The sequence below is a fragment of the Specibacter sp. NPDC057265 genome, from assembly GCF_042668835.1.
In the GTDB taxonomy this organism is placed as follows: Bacteria; Actinomycetota; Actinomycetes; order Actinomycetales; family Micrococcaceae; genus Specibacter.
In genome coordinates, this window is record NZ_JBHUYE010000007.1 from 127214 (window position 1) to 145575 (window position 18362).

Annotated in this window: 14 protein-coding genes; 3 read left to right on the forward strand and 11 right to left on the reverse strand. The window is 62.6% G+C overall.

All coding sequences use genetic code 11. The features are described 5' to 3' along the window. The first annotated feature begins 109 nt into the window (after positions 1–109). Positions 110–3811, forward strand: a complete 3702-nt coding sequence (locus tag ACFUCV_RS07575) for a TM0106 family RecB-like putative nuclease (protein ID WP_380814119.1) — start codon at positions 110–112, stop codon at positions 3809–3811. Here the strand turns inward: ACFUCV_RS07575 and ACFUCV_RS07580 are convergent. From ACFUCV_RS07580 to ACFUCV_RS07600, 5 genes are read right to left on the reverse strand one after another with little or no spacing between them, the layout of a single operon-like run. After that, a complete protein-coding gene (locus ACFUCV_RS07580; RefSeq protein ID WP_380814121.1) occupies positions 3808–5082 on the reverse strand; it encodes a M18 family aminopeptidase in 1275 nt (424 codons plus the stop codon). The two genes, ACFUCV_RS07575 and ACFUCV_RS07580, sit on opposite strands and share 4 nt — an antisense overlap. A 21-nt stretch (positions 5083–5103) precedes the next feature. Continuing rightward, on the reverse strand, positions 5104–5790 hold the full coding sequence (locus ACFUCV_RS07585) for a response regulator (RefSeq protein WP_380814123.1): 687 nt from the start codon (positions 5788–5790) through the stop codon (positions 5104–5106). A 27-nt stretch (positions 5791–5817) separates the two neighbouring features. After that, on the reverse strand, positions 5818–7098 hold the full coding sequence (locus ACFUCV_RS07590) for a sensor histidine kinase (protein ID WP_380814125.1): 1281 nt from the start codon (positions 7096–7098) through the stop codon (positions 5818–5820). 40 nt (positions 7099–7138) lie between these two features. After that, positions 7139–8029: an ABC transporter permease gene (locus ACFUCV_RS07595; RefSeq protein ID WP_380814127.1), complete on the reverse strand. Its 891-nt coding sequence runs from the start codon at positions 8027–8029 to the stop codon at positions 7139–7141. Between the two features lie 2 nt (positions 8030–8031). Further along, complete coding sequence (locus tag ACFUCV_RS07600; RefSeq protein WP_380814129.1) at positions 8032–8976, reverse strand: ABC transporter ATP-binding protein; 945 nt, start codon at positions 8974–8976, stop codon at positions 8032–8034. 179 nt (positions 8977–9155) lie between these two features. Here ACFUCV_RS07600 and ACFUCV_RS07605 point away from each other — a divergent pair, with 179 nt between their 5' ends. After that, complete coding sequence (locus ACFUCV_RS07605) at positions 9156–9833, forward strand: phosphatase PAP2 family protein (protein ID WP_380814131.1); 678 nt, start codon at positions 9156–9158, stop codon at positions 9831–9833. Positions 9834–9867: 34 nt separating this feature from the next. Here ACFUCV_RS07605 and ACFUCV_RS07610 read toward each other — a convergent pair whose 3' ends face one another. The 4 genes from ACFUCV_RS07610 to ACFUCV_RS07625 all read right to left on the reverse strand — a co-directional run bounded on the left by ACFUCV_RS07610 (position 9868) and on the right by ACFUCV_RS07625 (position 14637). Continuing rightward, on the reverse strand, positions 9868–11064 hold the full coding sequence (locus tag ACFUCV_RS07610; RefSeq protein WP_380814133.1) for an MFS transporter: 1197 nt from the start codon (positions 11062–11064) through the stop codon (positions 9868–9870). A gap of 58 nt (positions 11065–11122) precedes the next feature. Beyond that, the gene (locus ACFUCV_RS07615) at positions 11123–12805 is read right to left on the reverse strand and encodes an ABC-F family ATP-binding cassette domain-containing protein (RefSeq protein WP_380814135.1); all 1683 of its coding nucleotides are present in this window, start codon (positions 12803–12805) and stop codon (positions 11123–11125) included. Between the two features lie 53 nt (positions 12806–12858). Further along, the gene (locus ACFUCV_RS07620; RefSeq protein ID WP_380814137.1) at positions 12859–13035 is read right to left on the reverse strand and encodes a hypothetical protein; all 177 of its coding nucleotides are present in this window, start codon (positions 13033–13035) and stop codon (positions 12859–12861) included. Positions 13036–13530: 495 nt separating this feature from the next. Next, positions 13531–14637, reverse strand: a complete 1107-nt coding sequence (locus ACFUCV_RS07625; protein ID WP_380814139.1) for an NlpC/P60 family protein — start codon at positions 14635–14637, stop codon at positions 13531–13533. Positions 14638–14965: 328 nt separating this feature from the next. Between ACFUCV_RS07625 and ACFUCV_RS07630 the strand changes: the two genes are divergently transcribed. Then, a complete protein-coding gene (locus ACFUCV_RS07630; RefSeq protein ID WP_380814141.1) occupies positions 14966–15361 on the forward strand; it encodes an META domain-containing protein in 396 nt (131 codons plus the stop codon). A 12-nt stretch (positions 15362–15373) separates the two neighbouring features. Here the strand turns inward: ACFUCV_RS07630 and ACFUCV_RS07635 are convergent, their stop codons facing one another. Together ACFUCV_RS07635 and ACFUCV_RS07640 are read right to left on the reverse strand one after the other, a co-directional pair. Then, positions 15374–16834 carry a phytoene desaturase family protein gene (locus tag ACFUCV_RS07635; protein ID WP_380814143.1) on the reverse strand — a complete coding sequence of 487 codons (1461 nt, stop codon included), beginning with the start codon at positions 16832–16834 and terminating at the stop codon, positions 15374–15376. After that, the gene (locus ACFUCV_RS07640) at positions 16831–18315 is read right to left on the reverse strand and encodes a glycosyltransferase family 87 protein (RefSeq protein ID WP_380814145.1); all 1485 of its coding nucleotides are present in this window, start codon (positions 18313–18315) and stop codon (positions 16831–16833) included. The genes ACFUCV_RS07635 and ACFUCV_RS07640 overlap by 4 nt, the downstream gene beginning before the upstream one ends. Between the last annotated feature and the right edge of the window lie 47 nt (positions 18316–18362).

Sequence of the window (18362 nt, forward strand, 5' to 3'; positions counted from 1 at the left end):
CCTGGTGCCATCTTGCCCTAAATGGCTGCCGCGTGCAGCGGGCAGCAGCAATGTCAGCGCCGCTTGCTAGATTCACATTGCGGGCAGAAGCCCTTCGGAAGGTGGCACCATGTTTTTCCTGAATTCCCCCTTAGGCAGCCAACAGCTGATTTTTTCGGCCTCTGATCTTGTCGCGGCCAGCGAATGCCAGTACCGGACACTGCGGATCCTGGATGAAAAATTGTTCCGCACAGCCAAGGCAGAGTTCGGCCAGGATGAAATGCTGCAGCGGGCCGCTCAATTGGGGGACGACTTTGAAGCCGCGATCCTTGCAGGCTACGAAGCCGAATTTGGTCTGTGGGACGCCGTGCGTGGTACCGGGGTGAAGCGGATTGAACGTGCGGAGTTGAGCTGGCCGGCCCTGGTGGCCAAACGCGATGAGACCCTCCATGCGCTGCGAACCGGCGCAGACGTGGTGTTCCAGGCAACGTTTTTCGACGGCGAACTGGTGGGCTTTGCAGACTTTTTGCTGCGCCAGCCCGATGGTTCCTACGCGGTGCATGACACCAAACTGGCCCGCCATGCCCGGGTGGGCGCATTGTTGCAGTTGGCCGCCTACGCAGACCAGCTGCAGAGCTCGAAAATCCCCGTCCACCCCACCGCCGTCCTGAAATTGGGTGACAAGAGCGAAAGCCGGCACCCACTGCCGGATCTGCTGCCAGTGTATGGCGAGCATCGGGACAGGTTCAGGGCCCTTGCCGCCCGCCACCGCAGCCAGCCGCGCCCCGTGGCCTGGCTGCAGGCGGGGGTGGGCCACTGCGGACGCTGCGACTACTGTGCCGTGCAGGTTCGGGAGCACCAGGATCTCTTGCTGGTCCATGGCATGGGCACCGCCCAGCGGCGCAAGCTCAGGCAACGGGGCATCACCACCGTGGCCGGGTTGGCGGAACTGCCCGCGCCACCTTCAGGGCCGCTGGTGCGCCTGCGCGATCAGGCCCGCATGCAGCTGGGGCTCGAACCCACGGCCCACGCGGCGCCAACAGCTAATGCAGCTGCTGCAGGCTCGTTGAAATACAAGGTGCTGGAGACCATCAGCAAACTGCCCGAACCCAGCCCGGGAGACATTTTCTTTGATTTCGAGGGCGATCCCCTGTGGCAGGATTCCCAAGACGGCAGCTGGGGGTTGGAGTACTTGTTTGGCTCCATTGAAGCACCCCCGGCGGGTGGGACAGGCGCCGCCGCCAATGCCGCGCTGAAGTTCACCCCGTTTTGGGCGCACTCCCGTGATGGGGAGCGTGCAGCCTTTGAGGCCTTTCTGCGCTATGTGGAACAGCGGCGCAAGGAGTGGCCGGATATGCACGTTTACCATTACGCGCCCTACGAAAAAACAGCCCTGCGGAATTTGTCCCTCCGCCACGGGTCCGGGTGGGGCGAGGAGGTGGTGGATGATTGGCTGCGCACCGGGTTGTTGGTGGATTTGCTGGACACTGTGCGCCAGTCGGTGCGGATTTCAGCTTCCTCCTACTCCATTAAAAAGCTGGAACCTTTTTACATGGACCAGCCCCGTGACGGGGATGTGACGGACGCCGGGGCCTCCGTGGTGGCTTATGCCCATTACTGCCAACAGCGCGACGAGGCACTGGGCGCAGACGCCTCGGACACCGCCGCCCACCAGGCCAGGGCGGCAGCAACGCTGGCGGCCATCAGGGCATACAACCGTGAGGACTGTGTCGCCACCCTGCGACTGCGGGACTGGCTGTTCAGCATTGGCGCCGCCAAGCAGCTTCCAAACTGGAATGCGGGCAGCGGGAAACACACCCTGTTAAGGGAACGGAAGGCCAGCTACGAACCCGGATCCGGCGAAGCCGCCATCAACGCCTTCACGGCTGCGCTCCGGGAGGACAAGGAGCACAAGCCGAGCTCTGAAGAACGGGCCATTGAGCTGGTGGCCGCGGCTGCCAGCTACCACCGCCGGGAGGACAAACAGTTCTGGTGGGGCCACTTTGATCGGCTCGGCAAGGGCCCGGGAGACTGGGCTGAAGAGCGCAACATGCTCAGCATTGAAAGCGTCGAGGTGGTGGCGGACTGGGCCAAACCGGAGGACAAGCCCCGGGCCAGGACCCAGACACGCACCTTGAAAATTACCGGCACAGCCACGGAGGGTTCCGATTTTCGGCCCGGAAGCAACTGGTTCGGGATGCACAACGCCCCGCTGCCGGAAGGCATGGCCCAGAACTCCGCCGTCCTGGCGGACACCCCGGCCTCCGCCGCCCCGCTCCGCGGCGGGCTGTTCAATGTCACCGTCATTGAGGACGTCTCCAACCCGGCCACACCGGAGCTGACCGCCTTGCTGGTGGTGGAAAAATCAACCACCAAGGTCCAGCCCTATGGGCAGTTTCCTTGTGCCCTGACACCTGACCAACCCGTTTCCACCACCAGCATCAGGGCAGCCCTTGCCGAACTTGCGGACACCGTGGGCTCGAATCTGCCCCGCTTGGCCAAGCATCCCGGCGTCGACATTTTGCGCAGGTCCCCGCCCCGGCTTACTTCCGGCGGGCCACTGCCCTCCGCGGTGCTGAACAGTGACGGACACAGCAAACGAAGCCACGACTACGTCACCGCCATCACGGACGCCGTGCGGAAGCTTGATAATTCCTACCTTGCCGTTCAGGGACCGCCCGGAACCGGCAAGACCCACGTGGGCTCCCATGTCATTGCCGCGCTGGTGCGCGGGGGCTGGAAAATCGGCGTGGTGGGACAGTCCCACGCCGTGGTGGAAAACATGCTGCGCGCAGCCGTGGAAAAAGCCGGCGTGGACCCGGAATGTGTGGGGAAGAAGCGTCATGGCGACCACACGGTGCCCTGGAAAACCACCGATGACAAACAGTTTGGCCAACTTCTCAGCCGCGAGGGCGGCGCCCTGATAGGCGGCACTGCATGGACCATGACCGGCGCCAACGTTCCGGCAGGATCGTTGGATTTATTGGTCATTGACGAAGCCGGACAGTATTCGCTGGCCAACACCTTGGCGGTGTCCCGAGCCGCGCGGCGCCTGCTGCTGCTGGGGGATCCCCGGCAGCTGCCACAAGTGACACAGGGATCCCACCCGGCGCCCGTGGATGAATCCGCACTGGGCTGGCTCTCCGCCGACCACGCCACCCTGCCTGCTGACCTGGGGTACTTCCTGGCCGATTCGTGGCGCATGCATCCGGAGCTCTGCGCCGCCGTGTCACGCCTGAGCTACGACGGAAAACTGCAGTCCGCCCCGGCTGCCGGACAACGCCACTTGGCGGGGAAGGCCCCGGGGGTGGAAATGGTGCTGGTCCACACCCCGCCGGCGAACGGGGATGAGAACAAGCAATCATCCCCCGCCGAAGCGGCCATGGTGGTGGCCCAGGTGCGCGAACATCTTGGCCTTGCCTGGACTCCCGGCCAGGACCAGGCTCCACGGGTCCTGACCCAAGAGGACATTCTGGTGGTGGCGGCCTACAACGCGCAGGTCCACCTGGTCCGCGCCTCCCTCGACGCCGCCGGGATGTCAGGGGTCCGGGCCGGCACGGTGGACAAGTTCCAGGGCCAGGAGGCGCCGGTGGTGCTGGTGACCATGGCATGCGCCGATCCGGCGGCGGCGCCCCGGGGCATGGAGTTTTTGCTCAACCGCAACCGCATCAACGTGGCCGTGTCCCGCGGCCAGTGGCGGGCAGTGGTCATCCGCTCCCCGTCACTGAGCAACTTCATGCCGGCCCGGGCCGAAGCCATGGCGGAACTGGGCGCCTTTATTGGCCTCTGCGGGCCGGTGCCCATGCTGCACGGGCCCGCGGCGGGAAGCTAAAGCGCGTCGACGAAGAACACTGTGGCAATGGCGGCCAGGTAGGCGGGATCGGCGACTCCGCACAGCTCTCGGGCCGAGTGCATCGACAGCAGGGGCACGCCCACATCGAGGGTGCGGATCCCCAGGCGCGTGGCAGTCAGGGGCCCGATTGTGGAGCCGCAGGGGACATCGTTGTGGGAGACGAATTCCTGGTACGGCGCACCGGCCCGTTCGCACAGGCCGGCCCATGCCGCAGCACCCACACCGTCGGTGGCGTAGCGCTGGTTGGCGTTTATTTTCAGCAGCGGACCCCCGTTCAGCACCGGCAGGTTGGCCGGGTCGTGGCGCTGGGAGTAGTTCGGATGCACTGCGTGCCCGGCATCGGCGGAAATGCAGAAGGAGTTGGCCAGGGCCCGGCGGCGTTCACTGACCGAGGCGCCCAGCCCGTCGGAAACCCGGGTCAGCACATCCTCCAGGATCGGCCCGCAGGCACCTGAGCGTGAACCGGAGCCAATCTCCTCGTGGTCAAAGGCGGCGAGCACGGGAATGGTCGTTTTCGACGGCACCGCGGCAGCCGCCAGCAAGGCCACCAATGAAGCATGCACCGAGGTGAGGTTGTCCATGCGGCCAGCTGCAAAGAACTCCTCCCGGGCACCAAACACCTGTCCGGGCTGGGTATCGGCCACCACAATGTCATAGCCGCCAATGGTGGCCGCGTCCGCACCTGACCGGGAGGCAAGCAGGCCCAGCAGATCATTGTCCTGCGGATCGCCCAGCCCCCACACCGGGTTCAGGTGCTGTTGGCGTTCCAGCTTCAAGCCGTCATTGACTGCCCGGTCCAAATGAATGGCCAGCTGCGGGAATCGCAGCAGCGGACCGGTGGCTACAAGGGTTTCCGTCCCGTCACGGTCCACCAGGCGCCCGGTTAGCTGCAGTTCCCTGTCCAGCCAGGAATTGACCAGCGGCCCGCCGTAAACTTCCACTCCGGCCTGCAACCAACCAAAACGGCCGGTGGTGGGCTTGGGTTTGAGCTTGAACGAGGGCGAATCCGTATGGGATCCCAAAATATTGAAGCCGGTTGTGGCAGTGGCCGTCTCAGGCACGATCCACGCCATGATGGCGCCGTCGCGGATCAGGAAGAACTTTCCATGCACCGGCCAATCCTGGGCCTCATCCACTTGGATGAAACCGGCTTCGGCCAGGCGCCGGCCCGCCTCATGGGCTGCATGAAAGCTTGAGGGTGAAGCGGCAATGAAGTCGCGAAGGTCCAGAATGTGCTCAGCAGAAGTCATGCCTTGATTCAATCATGCGCGCTAGTAGTCAGGGTTGCTGGGAACCACCAGCCCCGTCTCGTAGGCATAGACCACCACCTGCACACGGTCACGCAAATGCAGTTTGGTAAGGATCCGGCGTACGTGGGTTTTAACCGTGGCTTCAGAGAGGAACAGTTTGTGGGCAATCTCGGCATTGGAAAGTCCTTGGGCAATGCACTGCGCCACTTCCAACTCCCGCGGTGTGAGTTCCTCCAGGAGCGGATCGGCGGGCTGGGCCTGCCGGGAAGGGCTGTTGCGCACAAAATTTTCCAGCAGGCGCTGGGTGACGCGCGGCGCCACCACGGCGTCACCGCTGGCCACCAACCGCACGGCCTGCACCAGGTCCGACGGCGCAACATCCTTGAGCAGGAAGGCACTGGCCCCGGCCTGCAAACCTGCGAAGGCATATTCATCCAGGTCAAAGGTGGTCAGAATGATGACCCGCGCCTGTGATGCCGAGGAGCTGATCACTCCGGTAGCCTCAATGCCGTCCATTCCGGGCATCCGCACGTCCATGAGCACCACGTCCGGTTGCAGTTGTTCCACGGCCGCACACCCCTGCCTGCCGTTGGAAGCTTCACCAACCACGCAAATGTCGTTCTCGCCCTCGAGAATCAGGCGGAAACCCATCCTCAAAAGCGGTTGATCATCCACCAGCAACACCTTGATGGCAGGTACCTCAGTCACAGCATGTCCCCCTGCTTTGATAATGGTTTATGGTCCCTCAGCGGGGTGCAACACCGCCTCGACAAGCCACCCGCCCTGCGGCTGGGGCCCGGCGTGGACAGTCCCGGCATAAAAACGTGCCCGCTCCTGCATTCCTACAATGCCATGCCCCGCGCCCAGCGCGGCATTCAACGCTCCATGCCCGTCGTCACGGACCACAATCCGCAACAGGCCCTTGGTGGGGTTGTTGGTCAATTCCACCTGCACCCGTGACACTGCCGTCGCGTAGCGCAAAACATTGGTCAGTGATTCCTGCACAATCCGGTACACCGTCAGGGCCAGGGACGGGTCCTCCAAGATGGCCGGACCCGTCTGGGAGAAGGTGATGGGCAATCCGGCATGCCGGAACCCGTCAATGAGATCCGTCATGTTGGCGGAGTCAGGTTGCGGCGAGCGGTTCGCGCCACCGCTGTCACGCAGCACACCCAAAACGCGGCGCATGTCAGCCAACGCCGTCCGGCCGGTTTGTGAAATTTGATCCATTACCTGGGCCGCTTGGCTTGGGTTCCGCTTTACCACCACTGCGGCCCCGTCACTGAGGGCAACCATGACGGTGAGGGAATGTGCCACCACGTCATGCATTTCGCGGGCAATCCGGTTGCGTTCCGCCACGGATGCCAATTGGGAGTTCCGCACTGCCCACTGTTGCAGTTCCTGCTCATGGGCGCGGCTGCGCCGCACGGAGGCCCCAATCCCCACGGACAAAACATTGGAAAACAACATGATGATAACTGAAATGCTGGTGGCAACTTCAGCACTGGGACCACCCACGGCGAGGAAATCCTGCGGATACTGGTAGAGCAGAAGCAGGTACATGGTCAGCGGCACCGCGGCCAGAACGGCAAGTAAAAAACTGGGCACGGGCTTGTATTTCACGCCAACGGCATAAAGTCCAAACCAAACACTGGCCCCCACATTGCTGGCAATGGGCACAACTGCAAGGTTGATGACTTCAAAAACGGAAAGTATGGCCAACACTGTCAGGGGGTGGTCCCGGCGGAACATCAGGACAACGGCGGAGGCCAGCACAATGACCATGTGGGGTGCCAAATCAATTTGGTAGTTGCCACTGACAAAGACGCCTGAACCGGCCACCAGGTAAACCAGCACCACCACCAAATCCATGATGCGTGGGTGGGCGCGGAAATACTTTCTGACCACACCCAGGCGGCGGGCCGAGAACTCCTCGGCCCGCCGCTCAACCGAGGGTGGTTCGGCGGGGAAGGCGGCCGTTCGTTCCGGCTTCCCCGCCTGGTTCATGGTGCGCATAAAAGTCGCCTACAGCCCTGGAACGGGCCTGTTGACTGGCTTAGATGTCACGGGTCTTGAGTGAAATGACGGCTGGAACAGTGATCAACGCAATCCAGCCCAGGAAAATCAGTCCACCCGACAATGGGGTTATGAAGGCTTCCTTGTCGGTGATTTCCAACATGCGTCCGCCGGACACGCTGGGCACATACTGGCCCACGTACTTCCAGAATTCTCCAGGCGCCAGACCCAACAGGCTGGTACCGATTTCCAACAGGAACATCAGCGCGACCAAAACAATGATGCCGCCTGCGGAACTGCGGACAAGGGCGCCCAGGGACAGGCCCATCAAAGCCACGCCGGCCACGTAAAGCCCACCCATAAGGATGGAGTACAACACACCTTCAGTGCCAAAATTCAGCTCCACTCCGTAAGCGCTGAAGATGGGCATGGCCACCAGGGTGCTCACCACCGCGGCCACCAGAGTCAAGATGTAGGACACCACTACCAAAACCAGCGCCTTGGCGAAGAAGGCCGGCAGGCGCTTGGGAACAGCTGTCATGGTGGAGCGGATCATGCCGGTGCCAAATTCCGAGGAAATCAACAACACTGACAGGGCGCCCAGGATCAAGACCCCGATCTGCAAGCCGGCATTGGGAATGGCGTAGATGCTAAAGCCCATTACCTGTTGGGCCTGCTCCAAAGTCATGGGCTCCACGGGTTCCCCCGGCATGCCCATGCCCATGCCGTTCTGCATGATCCCTTCAAGTGACAGTGCCTGAATCCAGGCGGCCATGGCGGCCACACCCACCACCGCCACGAAGGTGAAGATCAGCAACAAGCGGGTGGACAGCAGCGAGCGGAATTTTATCCACTCGCTGCGCAGGACTCCGGCAAATGTCACTGCCCCGCCACTGGCGCGCCTGGGTGGGGAAGTCATCGTCGTGCTCATCTTTAGAGTCCCTTCGAGGCTGCAGCCGGTTCGGCGTTGTTAAGTTCTTGCGAGTGGTATTCCACAGCGTCCTTGGTCAAGTTGAAGTACGCATCCTCCAGCGAGGTGGTCAGCGGCGTAAGTTCATAGACCAGCACCTGGTTCGCCAAGGCGGTTTGGGCAATTTGGCGCGTGTCCAAACCCGTGACCTCAAGGGTCTCGTTTTCGTGGCATTCCACCTTCACGCCGTTGTTGCCCAGCAGCTGGCTAAGGCGTGTGACCTCGGGGGTCCGCACCCGGACCTTGCTCTGCTGTGTTCCGGCGAGGATCTGGGCAATGGGGGCATCGGCAATGATTTGGCCACGGCCAATGACTATCAAGTGGTCAGCCGTCTGCGCCATTTCACTCATGAGGTGTGAGGACAGGAATACCGTCTTGCCCTGCGCGGCGAGATGCTTTGCCAGGTTGCGTACCCATAAAACACCTTCAGGGTCCAGGCCATTGACGGGCTCATCCAAAATCAGCGTCTGCGGATCGCCCAGCAATGCGGAGGCAATTCCCAGGCGCTGGCCCATGCCGAGGGAGAATCCGCCGGCCTTTTTCTTGGCGACGGCGGCCAGGCCCGTCATGTCAATGACGTCATTGACGCGCTGCTTGGGGATGTTGTGTGTGGCGGCCATGGCCAGCAAATGGTTGTAGGCGCTGCGTGAGGTGTGCACGGCCTTGGCGTCGAGCAGTGCCCCCACCTGGTGCAGGGGGTCGTGGTGTTGGGCGTACGGTTTTCCGTTGACGGTCACAGTGCCGTGGCTTGGTTTGTCCAGGCCCACAATCATGCGCATGGTGGTGGACTTCCCGGCGCCGTTGGGGCCGAGAAAGCCAGTGACCATGCCGGGTTGGACAGTGAAGCTGACACCGCCCACGGCTGTCTTGGCACCGTAGTGTTTGGCCAGGTTTACTGCCTCAATCATGCTTGTCCCCTTTGGGTGTCTCCCAGCCGCAACGGCCGGGTCTGTGGATCTATCCCCTACGGTACGCAATGACGGACACAAATATGTTTATCTCAGGGATGATTCAGTGTTGAATCAGGGTAGTCCTAAGGGATGATGCCGCACCGGATCCACCCTGGTGCAGCCCTTAGACTAACCCCATGCTTGAGCGAACAACACCGACTTTTGAACCCTCCCCAGCGTGGCTTCGGCCTCTGGAATGGAGCAGGCACAGCCTTTTGTGGTTGTCCCTTCCTTCGCTGCTGGTGGTTCTTGCCGGTGCAATCCTGTTTTCCCAAGCAGGAAACAATTCGCTGTTGGCCGGACTCGACGGCCACTGGCACCGCTGGGCGGTGGGGCTGCGGACACCCTGGCTCAATGAAAGCAATTGGGTGTTGGACCTTGTGGGCAATGAAGGCATGATCATGTATTGCCTGATGTTGTTCCTGTTTTTGTTGTGGCGCCGCCATTGGCGGCTGGCACTGTTCACGGCCGCCGCCAATTTAGGCGGCGTGGTGGCCACCCACCTGCTGAAATTCCTCGTGTCCAGACCCCGGCCGGAAAACAGGATAGTCGACGTTGACTTCGGTTCATACCCTTCCGGGCATTCAAGTGGCACCGTCGCGGCCATGATTGTCACGGCGGTTCTGCTGAGCCGGGCCTGGATCTGGATTTGCGGTTCCATTTTGAGCATCACCATGATGTTCAGCCGCATTTATGTCGGCGCGCACTGGGTCACGGACACTTTGGCCGGGGCCCTGTTGGGCATCGGACTGACCTTGCTGCTGTGGGCCCTGTTGCGGGATAAATGCCTACAAAGGAATATACCGGCCGGTTAAACGCCACAGTGCCGCCGCCAGCGGCGCTTGGTTCTCAGTGCGTGGTTGGCAGCGGCTTGGTGGCGCGCACGGTGAGCAGGGACGCGGCCATGGCCACGGCAATGGCAAGCAATGCCCAACGGATGGTGAAGTGATCACCCAGGAAGCCCAAAAGGGGCGGACCTGCCAAAAACGCCACATAGCCAATGGTGGAGACCACCGATACCCTCGCTGCCGCCCGGGCGGGATCGTCGGCGGCAGCGGACATTCCCACCGGAAAGCCCATGGCCGCACCGGCACCCCAAAAGACGGCACCCAGCCCGGCCAGCCAAATGTTGGGGGCCACCACAAACAGCACCAGTCCCAGCAGCGCCGAGCCCAAGCTCCCGTAAAGCACGGGAATGCGGCCAAATTGATCCACCAACCGACCCCCGAAGAATCTGAACAAGGTCATCGCGGCAACAAAGACGGCAAACATGATGGCGCCGCCGGATTCACTGGCGCCAAGGCCGTCCACCGTGGCTTTGGCAATCCAATCGTTGGCAGCTCCCTCGGTGAGCGCCGCGCTGAGCACCACCAATCCCACCAAGAGGGTCCGCTTTTCAAACCATGCGCTGCGTTCCTTGACGGGAACAGCCTGCTGCCCCGTTGATTGCACAACCACCACGCTGGCCTCCTGCAGCGTCTGCGGCAAAAAGTGCCGGGGCACCACAATGATGGCGATGACAACCAGGACCACAATGGCGAGCAAGTGTCCAGGCATGCTTACCTTCAAGGCTGAAAGCCCTGCTCCCACCAGCGCACCGAGCAGGGCCCCACCGCTAAACCCTGCGTGAAACTGGGGCATGATGGTTTTACGCAGCTGCCGTTCCACCTCGGCACCCTCAATGTTCTGCGCCACGTCCCACAATCCGATGCCGACGCCAAAGAAGAACAGGCCCACGGCGGTGGGAACCACACCGCCGGCAGCCAAACCGGCGGCAATGATCAAGCCGCCCAAGGCTGCCGACGCGCCACCGGTCCTGATGGTGCTGGCGGTACCGATGCGGGCCACAACCGTGCCCGCCAGGGGCAGGGCAATGACGGAACCTGCGGCAATGGTCAGCAGCAGGATGCCCATTTGTCCGGCACTGAGTTCGAGGATGCGCGTCACTGCGGGAATGCGGGCCGCCCAGCTGGCAAACACAAAACCATTGACGGCAAAGATGACAAAGGTGGCTATGGCCGCCCGGCGGATAAGCTGTTGATTCATGCCTGGTGTGCCCTTTTCGCGGGATGGAACGGGTGTTTGTTCATTGACAGGGCCGCGCCTACCGGGCACGGTCGACTCGTTTCTCGTCCCATACAGGAGTATTGGATTCGTAGACCTTGCCGTCGGAGCCAAACACCAGGAACCTGTCAAAGGATCTGGCAAACCACCTGTCGTGGGTTACCGCCAGCACGGTTCCTTCGAAGGAGTCAATGGCCTTTTCCAGGGCCTCGGCGGAATGGAGGTCCAAGTTGTCCGTCGGCTCGTCAAGCAACAGCAGTGTCGCGCCCGAGAGCTCCAACAACAGGATCTGGAACCGTGCCTGCTGACCACCGGAGAGCGAATCATATTTTTGTTCGGAACTGGCGGCCAGGCCGTAGCGGTCCAGCGCACCGGCCGCGGCTTCACGGCCCAGGCCTGAGCGGTGTTCATCGCCGCGGTGCAGAATGTCAAGAAGTGTTCGGCTGAGCAGATCTGGACGGGCGTGCGTCTGCGCAAAGAATCCTGGACGGATGCGGGCGCCGAGTTTGGCTGTGCCAAGGTGCGGAACGGGGGCAATTTCCACGTCGGACACGGGCTCGTGTTCCTTGTCCGGATCCGAGCCTCCAGCCGCCAGCAGGCGCAGGAAGTGGCTCTTGCCGGACCCGTTTGAGCCCAGCACCCCCACCCTGTCACCAAACCAGATTTCAGTGCTGAAGGGCTTCATCAGGCCCGTCAGCTCCAGCTGGGTGGCAACAATGGCCCGCTTGGCGGTGCGGCCGCCCTTGAGGCGCATCTTCACATTCTGCTCAATGGGCAGCGCCTCCGGCGGGCCCTTTTCCAAAAACTGGGCCAACCGGCTTTGGGCCGCCTGATAGCGGTTGGCCATGTCTGAGCGGAACGCGGCCTTGGTCTTGTACATGTTGACGAGTTCCTTGAGCTTGATGTGCTCCTCGTCCCACCGTTTGCGCAGCTCTTCAAAGCGGGCATTGCGGTCTTCGCGGGCCTTGACGTAGGACTCAAAGCCGCCGCCATGCGTCCAGCTTGAAGCACCATTGATGCCCGGCTCCAAGGTGACAATCCTGTCCGCGGCATTGGCCAGCAGTTCCCTGTCGTGGCTGACAAAGAGAACCGACTTGTTTGATTCAGCCATTTTGGCTTCCAGCCAGCGCTTGCCCGGTACGTCCAAATAGTTATCCGGCTCATCCAGCAGCAACAGCTCATCCGGACCTGAAAACAATGCCTCCAGAACCAGCCGCTTTTGTTCTCCACCACTGAGCGAGGCGGCCTTGCGGTATTGGGCGGAGTAAAAATCCATGCCCATGGCTGCCATGGTGACTTCATCCCAGGTTGTTTCCATTTCATACCCGCCGGCGTCGCCCCAGTCGGCAATGGCTTGGGCGTAGGCCATTTGGCTGGGTTCGTCGTCGCGCTCCAGCATGGCAAGTTCGGCGGCGTCGACTGCCCGTCCCGCCGCGGCAATGTTGGCCGAGGCCACGGAGAGCAGAAGGTCCCGCACCGTGCTGTCATCCCGGACCTGGCCAACGAACTGGCGCATGACCCCCATGGACCCGGACCTTGAAACCACACCTTCATCGGCCTTCAAATCTTGGCAGATGATGCGCAGCAAGGTGGTCTTGCCCGTGCCGTTGGGGCCGATCAAGGCGGTTTTGGTGCCGTCGGAGACGCGGAAGTTCACCCCGTTGAGCAGTTGCCGGCCGTCGGAGAGGAAGTAGTCAATGTTTGCAACGTCTATGTGTCCCACGCGCCAATTCTGCCATCTTCCGCGGTTCCGGATGCACCGTTGTCCAGAGAGCCCTAGCTGCCGCGCCGCCTGGTGCGCCATGTCCGGATTCCCAACACAAGCATGACGGAAACAAGCAGGGCCCCAAGGCCCTGCAGTCCTGGTGAATCGTCGGCTTCCCCAAGGACGATGGCTGCTGCACCAGCCGCCACTCCCACAGCGGCTGCAAGGAGCGTGAAAGCGTATTTCATGACTCCACCTTTTCAAAAGCAACAGCACTGCACAGGGGACCCTGCAGTTCATTATCCACCAGGCATGCGCCTTGATGCGGCAGGCTGCACCTGACCGAATGAGTGGGGTGGAAAGCCGTGTTGCCCGGGCGCTCCGGGATTGCCGGGCTCCTGCTCCGGGTGTTCCCGCGGCCGCTGCGCTTATCGTGGCCATAGAGGTGCTGCCTGCCGCGGTTTCGTCCCACTGTGCGGTGCTCGAAGTGAACCCACAGTTCCCGGTTTGCCGCTGCCAACAATTCTTCGGCCGTGATCAGGCCTTCGGGGCCGGCAGCGTCACCAAGCAAGGGTCTTGACACGGAAATTGTGCAGCGGCCCGCCGGCATTCATGTTGAGCTCAAGTACTGGCAGTCCCATGGCACAGCCCAGACGGAAACCAGCACATGGCGCAGTGGGCTCGATTCAAAAAGTGCCGCACGCAGCATTCGCGCGCATGACAGGGCAGCAACGCCTGGAAGGCTAGCTGTTTGGTGTGGCGGTGCCGCCGCCTGCTTTGGTGGAGGTCGGCGTCTGCGCCGCTGTGGAATCCGTCGGGGATGTGGAACTTGGTGTCTGCGCCGGTGGTTTGGCACTCCCGGTTTCCGTGGGTGATGTCCCCGGTTCACCCGTGGGCCTGGTGGTGCCGGAGGGCGTGGGGCTGGGTTTCACGGTTGCCGGTGTGCCGGAGGGCGTGGGGCTGGGCTTCACCGTAGGGCTGGTGGTGCCGGAGGGCGTGGGGCTGGGCTTCACGGTTGCCGGTGCACCGGAGGTGGGGGCGCTTGTGCCTGGTGCGGGCGTTTTCGGCCCGGTGGCTGTGGCGGTTTGAGCAGCTGACGCTGACTGATTATTCTCAGCCTTTTTTCTCGCTTCAGCCGCCGCCTTCGCCTTGGCGTCAGCTTCGGCAAATACTGGCATGGTGAAGTAGCTTGAGGAGCTGCTGACATCGCCGGGCTTGTGCAGGATGGTGCCCACGGAGGGATTCAGGGCGCTGATCATGAGCCCCTTGCCAATGTAAATGCCAATGTGGGACCAGTGATTGGGCCCATCGGGGTTTTGCACCACCAGGTCCCCGGGCTGCGGGCTGTCGGTCTCCACCATGGGCAGCCACTGCTCGGTGCGCGGCAAGGCCACCCCGGCCTGCCTGTAGGCCCATTGGACAAAGCCGGAACAATCCCATCCGTGATCAAAACTTGTACCGCCCCAAACGTAGGGACGCCCCAAGCCTTGATAGGCGGCGGCAAGGATTTCCTTGCGGGCCCGGGAAATGAGCTCCGGGGCGATTTCCGGAACCTCCCCACGCATGGCGTTGACGCTGCGTGCCAGGTGCGGGGTCTTGGCATTGGGATTGCTCAGGTCAAGAAACTGTTTGGCGGCGGGCTTTTTGGCACCAATCAAGGTGTTGGCAAAGGAGATGTCCGTGCTTAGACCCTGGGCGGAAAAGGAATGAAGGCCGGCTCCCTGCGCTGGGGCTGCTGCCGGGGAGGTGTGGACCGCACCTTGCGCGGCGGCGTCGTCGGCAAGGGAGTTATTGACATAACCGGCCCCCACAAAGCCACCGGAAGCCAACAGCAGGCAGATGACTGCCATGCCACTTTGGAACGTTCGCGATTTGCCTTGCGAAAAAGCCACTCGATGTCCTCCTGCATCCTTGCACGCGGTAGTGCTGAGCCTACGCCAAAATGCCCTTCTGCTGGTTGATTTTTTGGCAAAAGACCCATCCACCTTGGAACGTTTCCCTTGAAGTTGAAGAAAAGGATTTCCTGTCAAGGTCAAATGCCCTCGCCAACTGCCCCCCGTGTCCAGCCACAACTGCTTAATTGACCTGTCCGTCGCAGCCGAGCAGAGCGAATCAGGGGCCATGCCTTAACATGAGTGAAACGCATGTCTAGACCAGCGCGATCGGAGCATGACCTTCATGAAACGCCTTGCAGCCCTTGCCGGCAGCATTTTCTTAGCCTTGACCCTTTCTTCCTGTGGTTCCGCAACCGGGCCGGTGGGCACATGGGGCCAGGGCTACAACACCGACAAGGAACCTTATTTCGAACTGTCACTTGGCGCGGACAGTGACAGTGAAGGAAACTTTGATCAGGCTGGTTTTGTCAGCGGCAGCGATGGCTGCAACCGGCTGTCAGGGCAGTGGTTCCTGGTGGGCGACGAGCTCTCTTTCCAGCAGCTCAGTGGCACCATGATGGCCTGCGACGGGGTGGACACCTGGCTGTCCAAGGCAGCTGGTGCAGACATTGACGGCGATGTCATGACGGTGACCGACGGTGCGGGGCAGACCCTCGGTAAGCTGGACCGGCGGAACTAGTTTCAAGCGCGCTTAGCCCGCGGCGTCAAAAGCCAGATCCGGAGCGGGCAGCCCAAAGCTGTGCTTTAGGGCCGAGCGGGCCGCGAACCAGCCCGCCATGCCATGCACGGCGGGCCCCGGCGGTGTGGAGGCTGAGCCCAGGTACAGCCCTGGCACGGGAGTGCGCCACGGATCAAGTGAGATCACGGGACGTTTAAGCAATTGGGTGATGGTGACCGCTCCGGAGCTGATGTCCCCCCCAATGTAATTGGCGTTGTATGCCCCCACGTCCTGCGCCGTTTGGGTGCTGCTGGCAATAATCACGTCCCGAAAGCCTGGGGCATGCCTTTCCACAGCCCGAATGATGGATTCGGTGCAGTCCTGGGACGAATTGGCCGGGACATGCGTGTAGGCCCATAGGGTGTGGGCGCCAGCAGGTGCCCGGCTGTCGTCAATGACGCCTGCCTGCACAGCCAGCACGTAGGGGTTTTCCGGATGACGCCCTGCCAGCACTTCGTTTTCCGCCCGGGCAATGGACTCCCGGGAACCACCCAAATGGAGGGTGGGCGCCTGATGCAGCTCGGCTGCTGTCCACGGCACGGGTGCTGAGAGTGCAAAGTCCACCTTGCAGACCCCGGAACCGTATTTAAAGGACTCCAGTTTTCGCAGGTATCGATCCGGCAGCAGCCCGGCTCCCATGGCTGCGAGCGCCCGCGGAGTGGTGTTGCAAATGACGGCGCGCGCACCGGTCTCCGCCTGCAGCTGCGCCACACTGTCCACCCTGTGGGAGAGGTTGATGGCACCGCCGTGCGAGCTGAAGTCTTCAGCCATCACCTGGGCGATGGCCTGCGATCCGCCACGAACCACCGGCCAGCCGCCTGCATGGGCCAAGGCCCCCAGGAGCAGGCCGGCGCCCGATGTGGCCAAGGATGGCAGCCTGCCAATGGCGTGCGCGCCGGCGCCCGTCAGCATCGCAGGCGCCACGTCGTGGGCGAAGCCCGCATTCCATGCCGGCGTCCCCTGCAGCAGTGTGCGCAGGCCGTACTTGACCGCGGCGGCCGGCACCTGGGGCAGGCGCAGGAGCTGGTTCTGCGTAAAATCCAGGACCCCTGCAATATCCCGCACCAGGGGTTCCATGATGGTCCGCCACATCCGGCCGTCAGCGCCAAGACCCTCCACAGTGCGCTCCAGGCTGCGGTAGGCAATGCCGGCGCGGCCGCCGTCGAGCGGGTGGGCGTAGCTGATTTCCGGAACCAGCAGCTCCACCCTGCGCTGCAGTTCAAAGGCCTTGAAAAAAGGTGACGCCAGGGCCATCGGATGCACGGAGGCACACACATCGTGGTGAAACCCGGGCACTGTGAGTTCGGCGGTCCGCATGCCGCCTCCCAGGGTGCCGGCGGTTTCAAAGAGCTGCACCGAAAGCCCCGCGCGTGCCATGGTGACCGCCGCCGCCAAACCATTGGGACCTGATCCCACCACTGCCACGTCAATCATGCCGGCCGCCCTCCAATCCCGGCGGGCGCCTGGATCCGTTGATGTTTTGTTTCTCTGGACTGGGAAACGAGCGCATGCCGCGGGTCGCTGGGTGGACCCTGCAAGGCCCCGGCCTGAGGGTCCTCGACCCCGCCGCGGCGCATCACGTCATGTGCGGGAGCAAACATGTCACGAATGACCAGCACCATCAACGCACCCGTGGCGCACCCGGCCACCAGGGCGGAAATGACAAAATACGGCGTGTCAATGGCATGTTGATTGCTGATCCCGCCCAGGACCTTGCTTTGAAAGAGCATCAAGGCAATGAAGTGCGCCACCAGGGCCACCTGCCATAACAGCACCGGACGCCATCGGGGCAAGGCCAGCGCCACCAGCGGCACCAGCCACACTGCATGCCACGGCTGTGCATCCTTGCCCACCAATTGGCAGCCTGCCACAGCAAGAAAGACAAGTTGCGCCACCCGCGGAGTGCGTGGCGTGTAGAGCGCCAGGCAGGCGACACCGGCCAGCACTGCCAGCACCAGGACGACCGCGACGGCGGTGGCCGCCGCCGGTCCCAGCAGCGGCAGGGCCATACGCCCCGCCACCAGGTTCCACCCGCCATAGAGGGAGGAGTCGGAGGCTTCCGCAGCAAACAGCCCTCGAATGTAGAGGGGGAAGGCCGGCGGGTTGCGCGCCATCAGTGGCGCCAGCGCCAACACCCAGGCCAGGATGGCCGCTGCCAGCATTTCCAACATCCGGGTGGCGCGCCCTGTCCGGAACCCCAGGAACAGGAGCGCCACCAGCACCACCGCCCCGAAGGGGGAAGCCAGCGCGGAAAGTCCAAAGAACACCCCTGCCCACAGGGTCCTCATCCGCACAAAAAGGTAAAGGCCCAATACCGCCAGGGCCACCGCCCACATTTCCCAACTTGCAAAGGCGGTGAGTATCAGCACGGGGCTGACTGCCACGATGGCCGCATCCCAGGGCCGGCGCCCGGCGCTGCGTGCCAGCAGGATCACCACGGCAATCCACAGCACTGCAATCAGGGCCGCATTGAGATCAAAAAAGGCGAGCTGCCGTAGTGCGCCCTCCCCCGAGGACCGGGTCAGCCACGCAGTTGCACCCGCCACCGAACCAGCCACCACCGACTGGTCAAAATTGGAACCTTGGCCGAAAAACGGGAACACCACGTCCAGCCTGTGCTCCACGTAGGCGTTGGGAAACATGGACCAGCACACGGTGGACTGTTGATCCGGGGTGTTCCAACCCGTGGTGCGGCAATGCCCCTTCGCCATGACGGCAAGGAGCGCCGCAAACGCGGTCATGATGACCAGCACACGTTCCACGGTGAAAAAGCCGGGGTCGGTGCGGCCCGGCGCCGTGCGTCGGCCCATGGGACCTCCGGCCGGTTCCGTCAGCCTGCGCAGCAAGGCATCACTGCGTGAGGGCACCACCAGGGGTTGCCGGGGCGGTGTCCCCGGGACGTGTGAATCCTGCATGCCACGAGCCTACCGGCTGATGCAGCGGCTGCCCCGGGTCCGCCCCT

What these genes read in the sequence shown, in the direction of transcription:
- ACFUCV_RS07575 (WP_380814119.1), top strand. Translation starts at nt 110, where the DNA reads ATGTTTTTCCTGAATTCCCCCTTAGGCAGCCAACAGCTGATTTTTTCG.
- ACFUCV_RS07580 (WP_380814121.1), bottom strand. Translation starts at nt 5,082, where the DNA reads ATGACTTCTGCTGAGCACATTCTGGACCTTCGCGACTTCATTGCCGCT.
- ACFUCV_RS07590 (WP_380814125.1), bottom strand. Translation starts at nt 7,098, where the DNA reads ATGCGCACCATGAACCAGGCGGGGAAGCCGGAACGAACGGCCGCCTTC.
- ACFUCV_RS07595 (WP_380814127.1), bottom strand. Translation starts at nt 8,029, where the DNA reads ATGAGCACGACGATGACTTCCCCACCCAGGCGCGCCAGTGGCGGGGCA.
- ACFUCV_RS07600 (WP_380814129.1), bottom strand. Translation starts at nt 8,976, where the DNA reads ATGATTGAGGCAGTAAACCTGGCCAAACACTACGGTGCCAAGACAGCC.
- ACFUCV_RS07605 (WP_380814131.1), top strand. Translation starts at nt 9,156, where the DNA reads ATGCTTGAGCGAACAACACCGACTTTTGAACCCTCCCCAGCGTGGCTT.
- ACFUCV_RS07610 (WP_380814133.1), bottom strand. Translation starts at nt 11,064, where the DNA reads ATGAATCAACAGCTTATCCGCCGGGCGGCCATAGCCACCTTTGTCATC.
- ACFUCV_RS07620 (WP_380814137.1), bottom strand. Translation starts at nt 13,035, where the DNA reads ATGAAATACGCTTTCACGCTCCTTGCAGCCGCTGTGGGAGTGGCGGCT.
- ACFUCV_RS07625 (WP_380814139.1), bottom strand. Translation starts at nt 14,637, where the DNA reads ATGGCAGTCATCTGCCTGCTGTTGGCTTCCGGTGGCTTTGTGGGGGCC.
- ACFUCV_RS07630 (WP_380814141.1), top strand. Translation starts at nt 14,966, where the DNA reads ATGAAACGCCTTGCAGCCCTTGCCGGCAGCATTTTCTTAGCCTTGACC.
- ACFUCV_RS07635 (WP_380814143.1), bottom strand. Translation starts at nt 16,834, where the DNA reads ATGATTGACGTGGCAGTGGTGGGATCAGGTCCCAATGGTTTGGCGGCG.
- ACFUCV_RS07640 (WP_380814145.1), bottom strand. Translation starts at nt 18,315, where the DNA reads ATGCAGGATTCACACGTCCCGGGGACACCGCCCCGGCAACCCCTGGTG.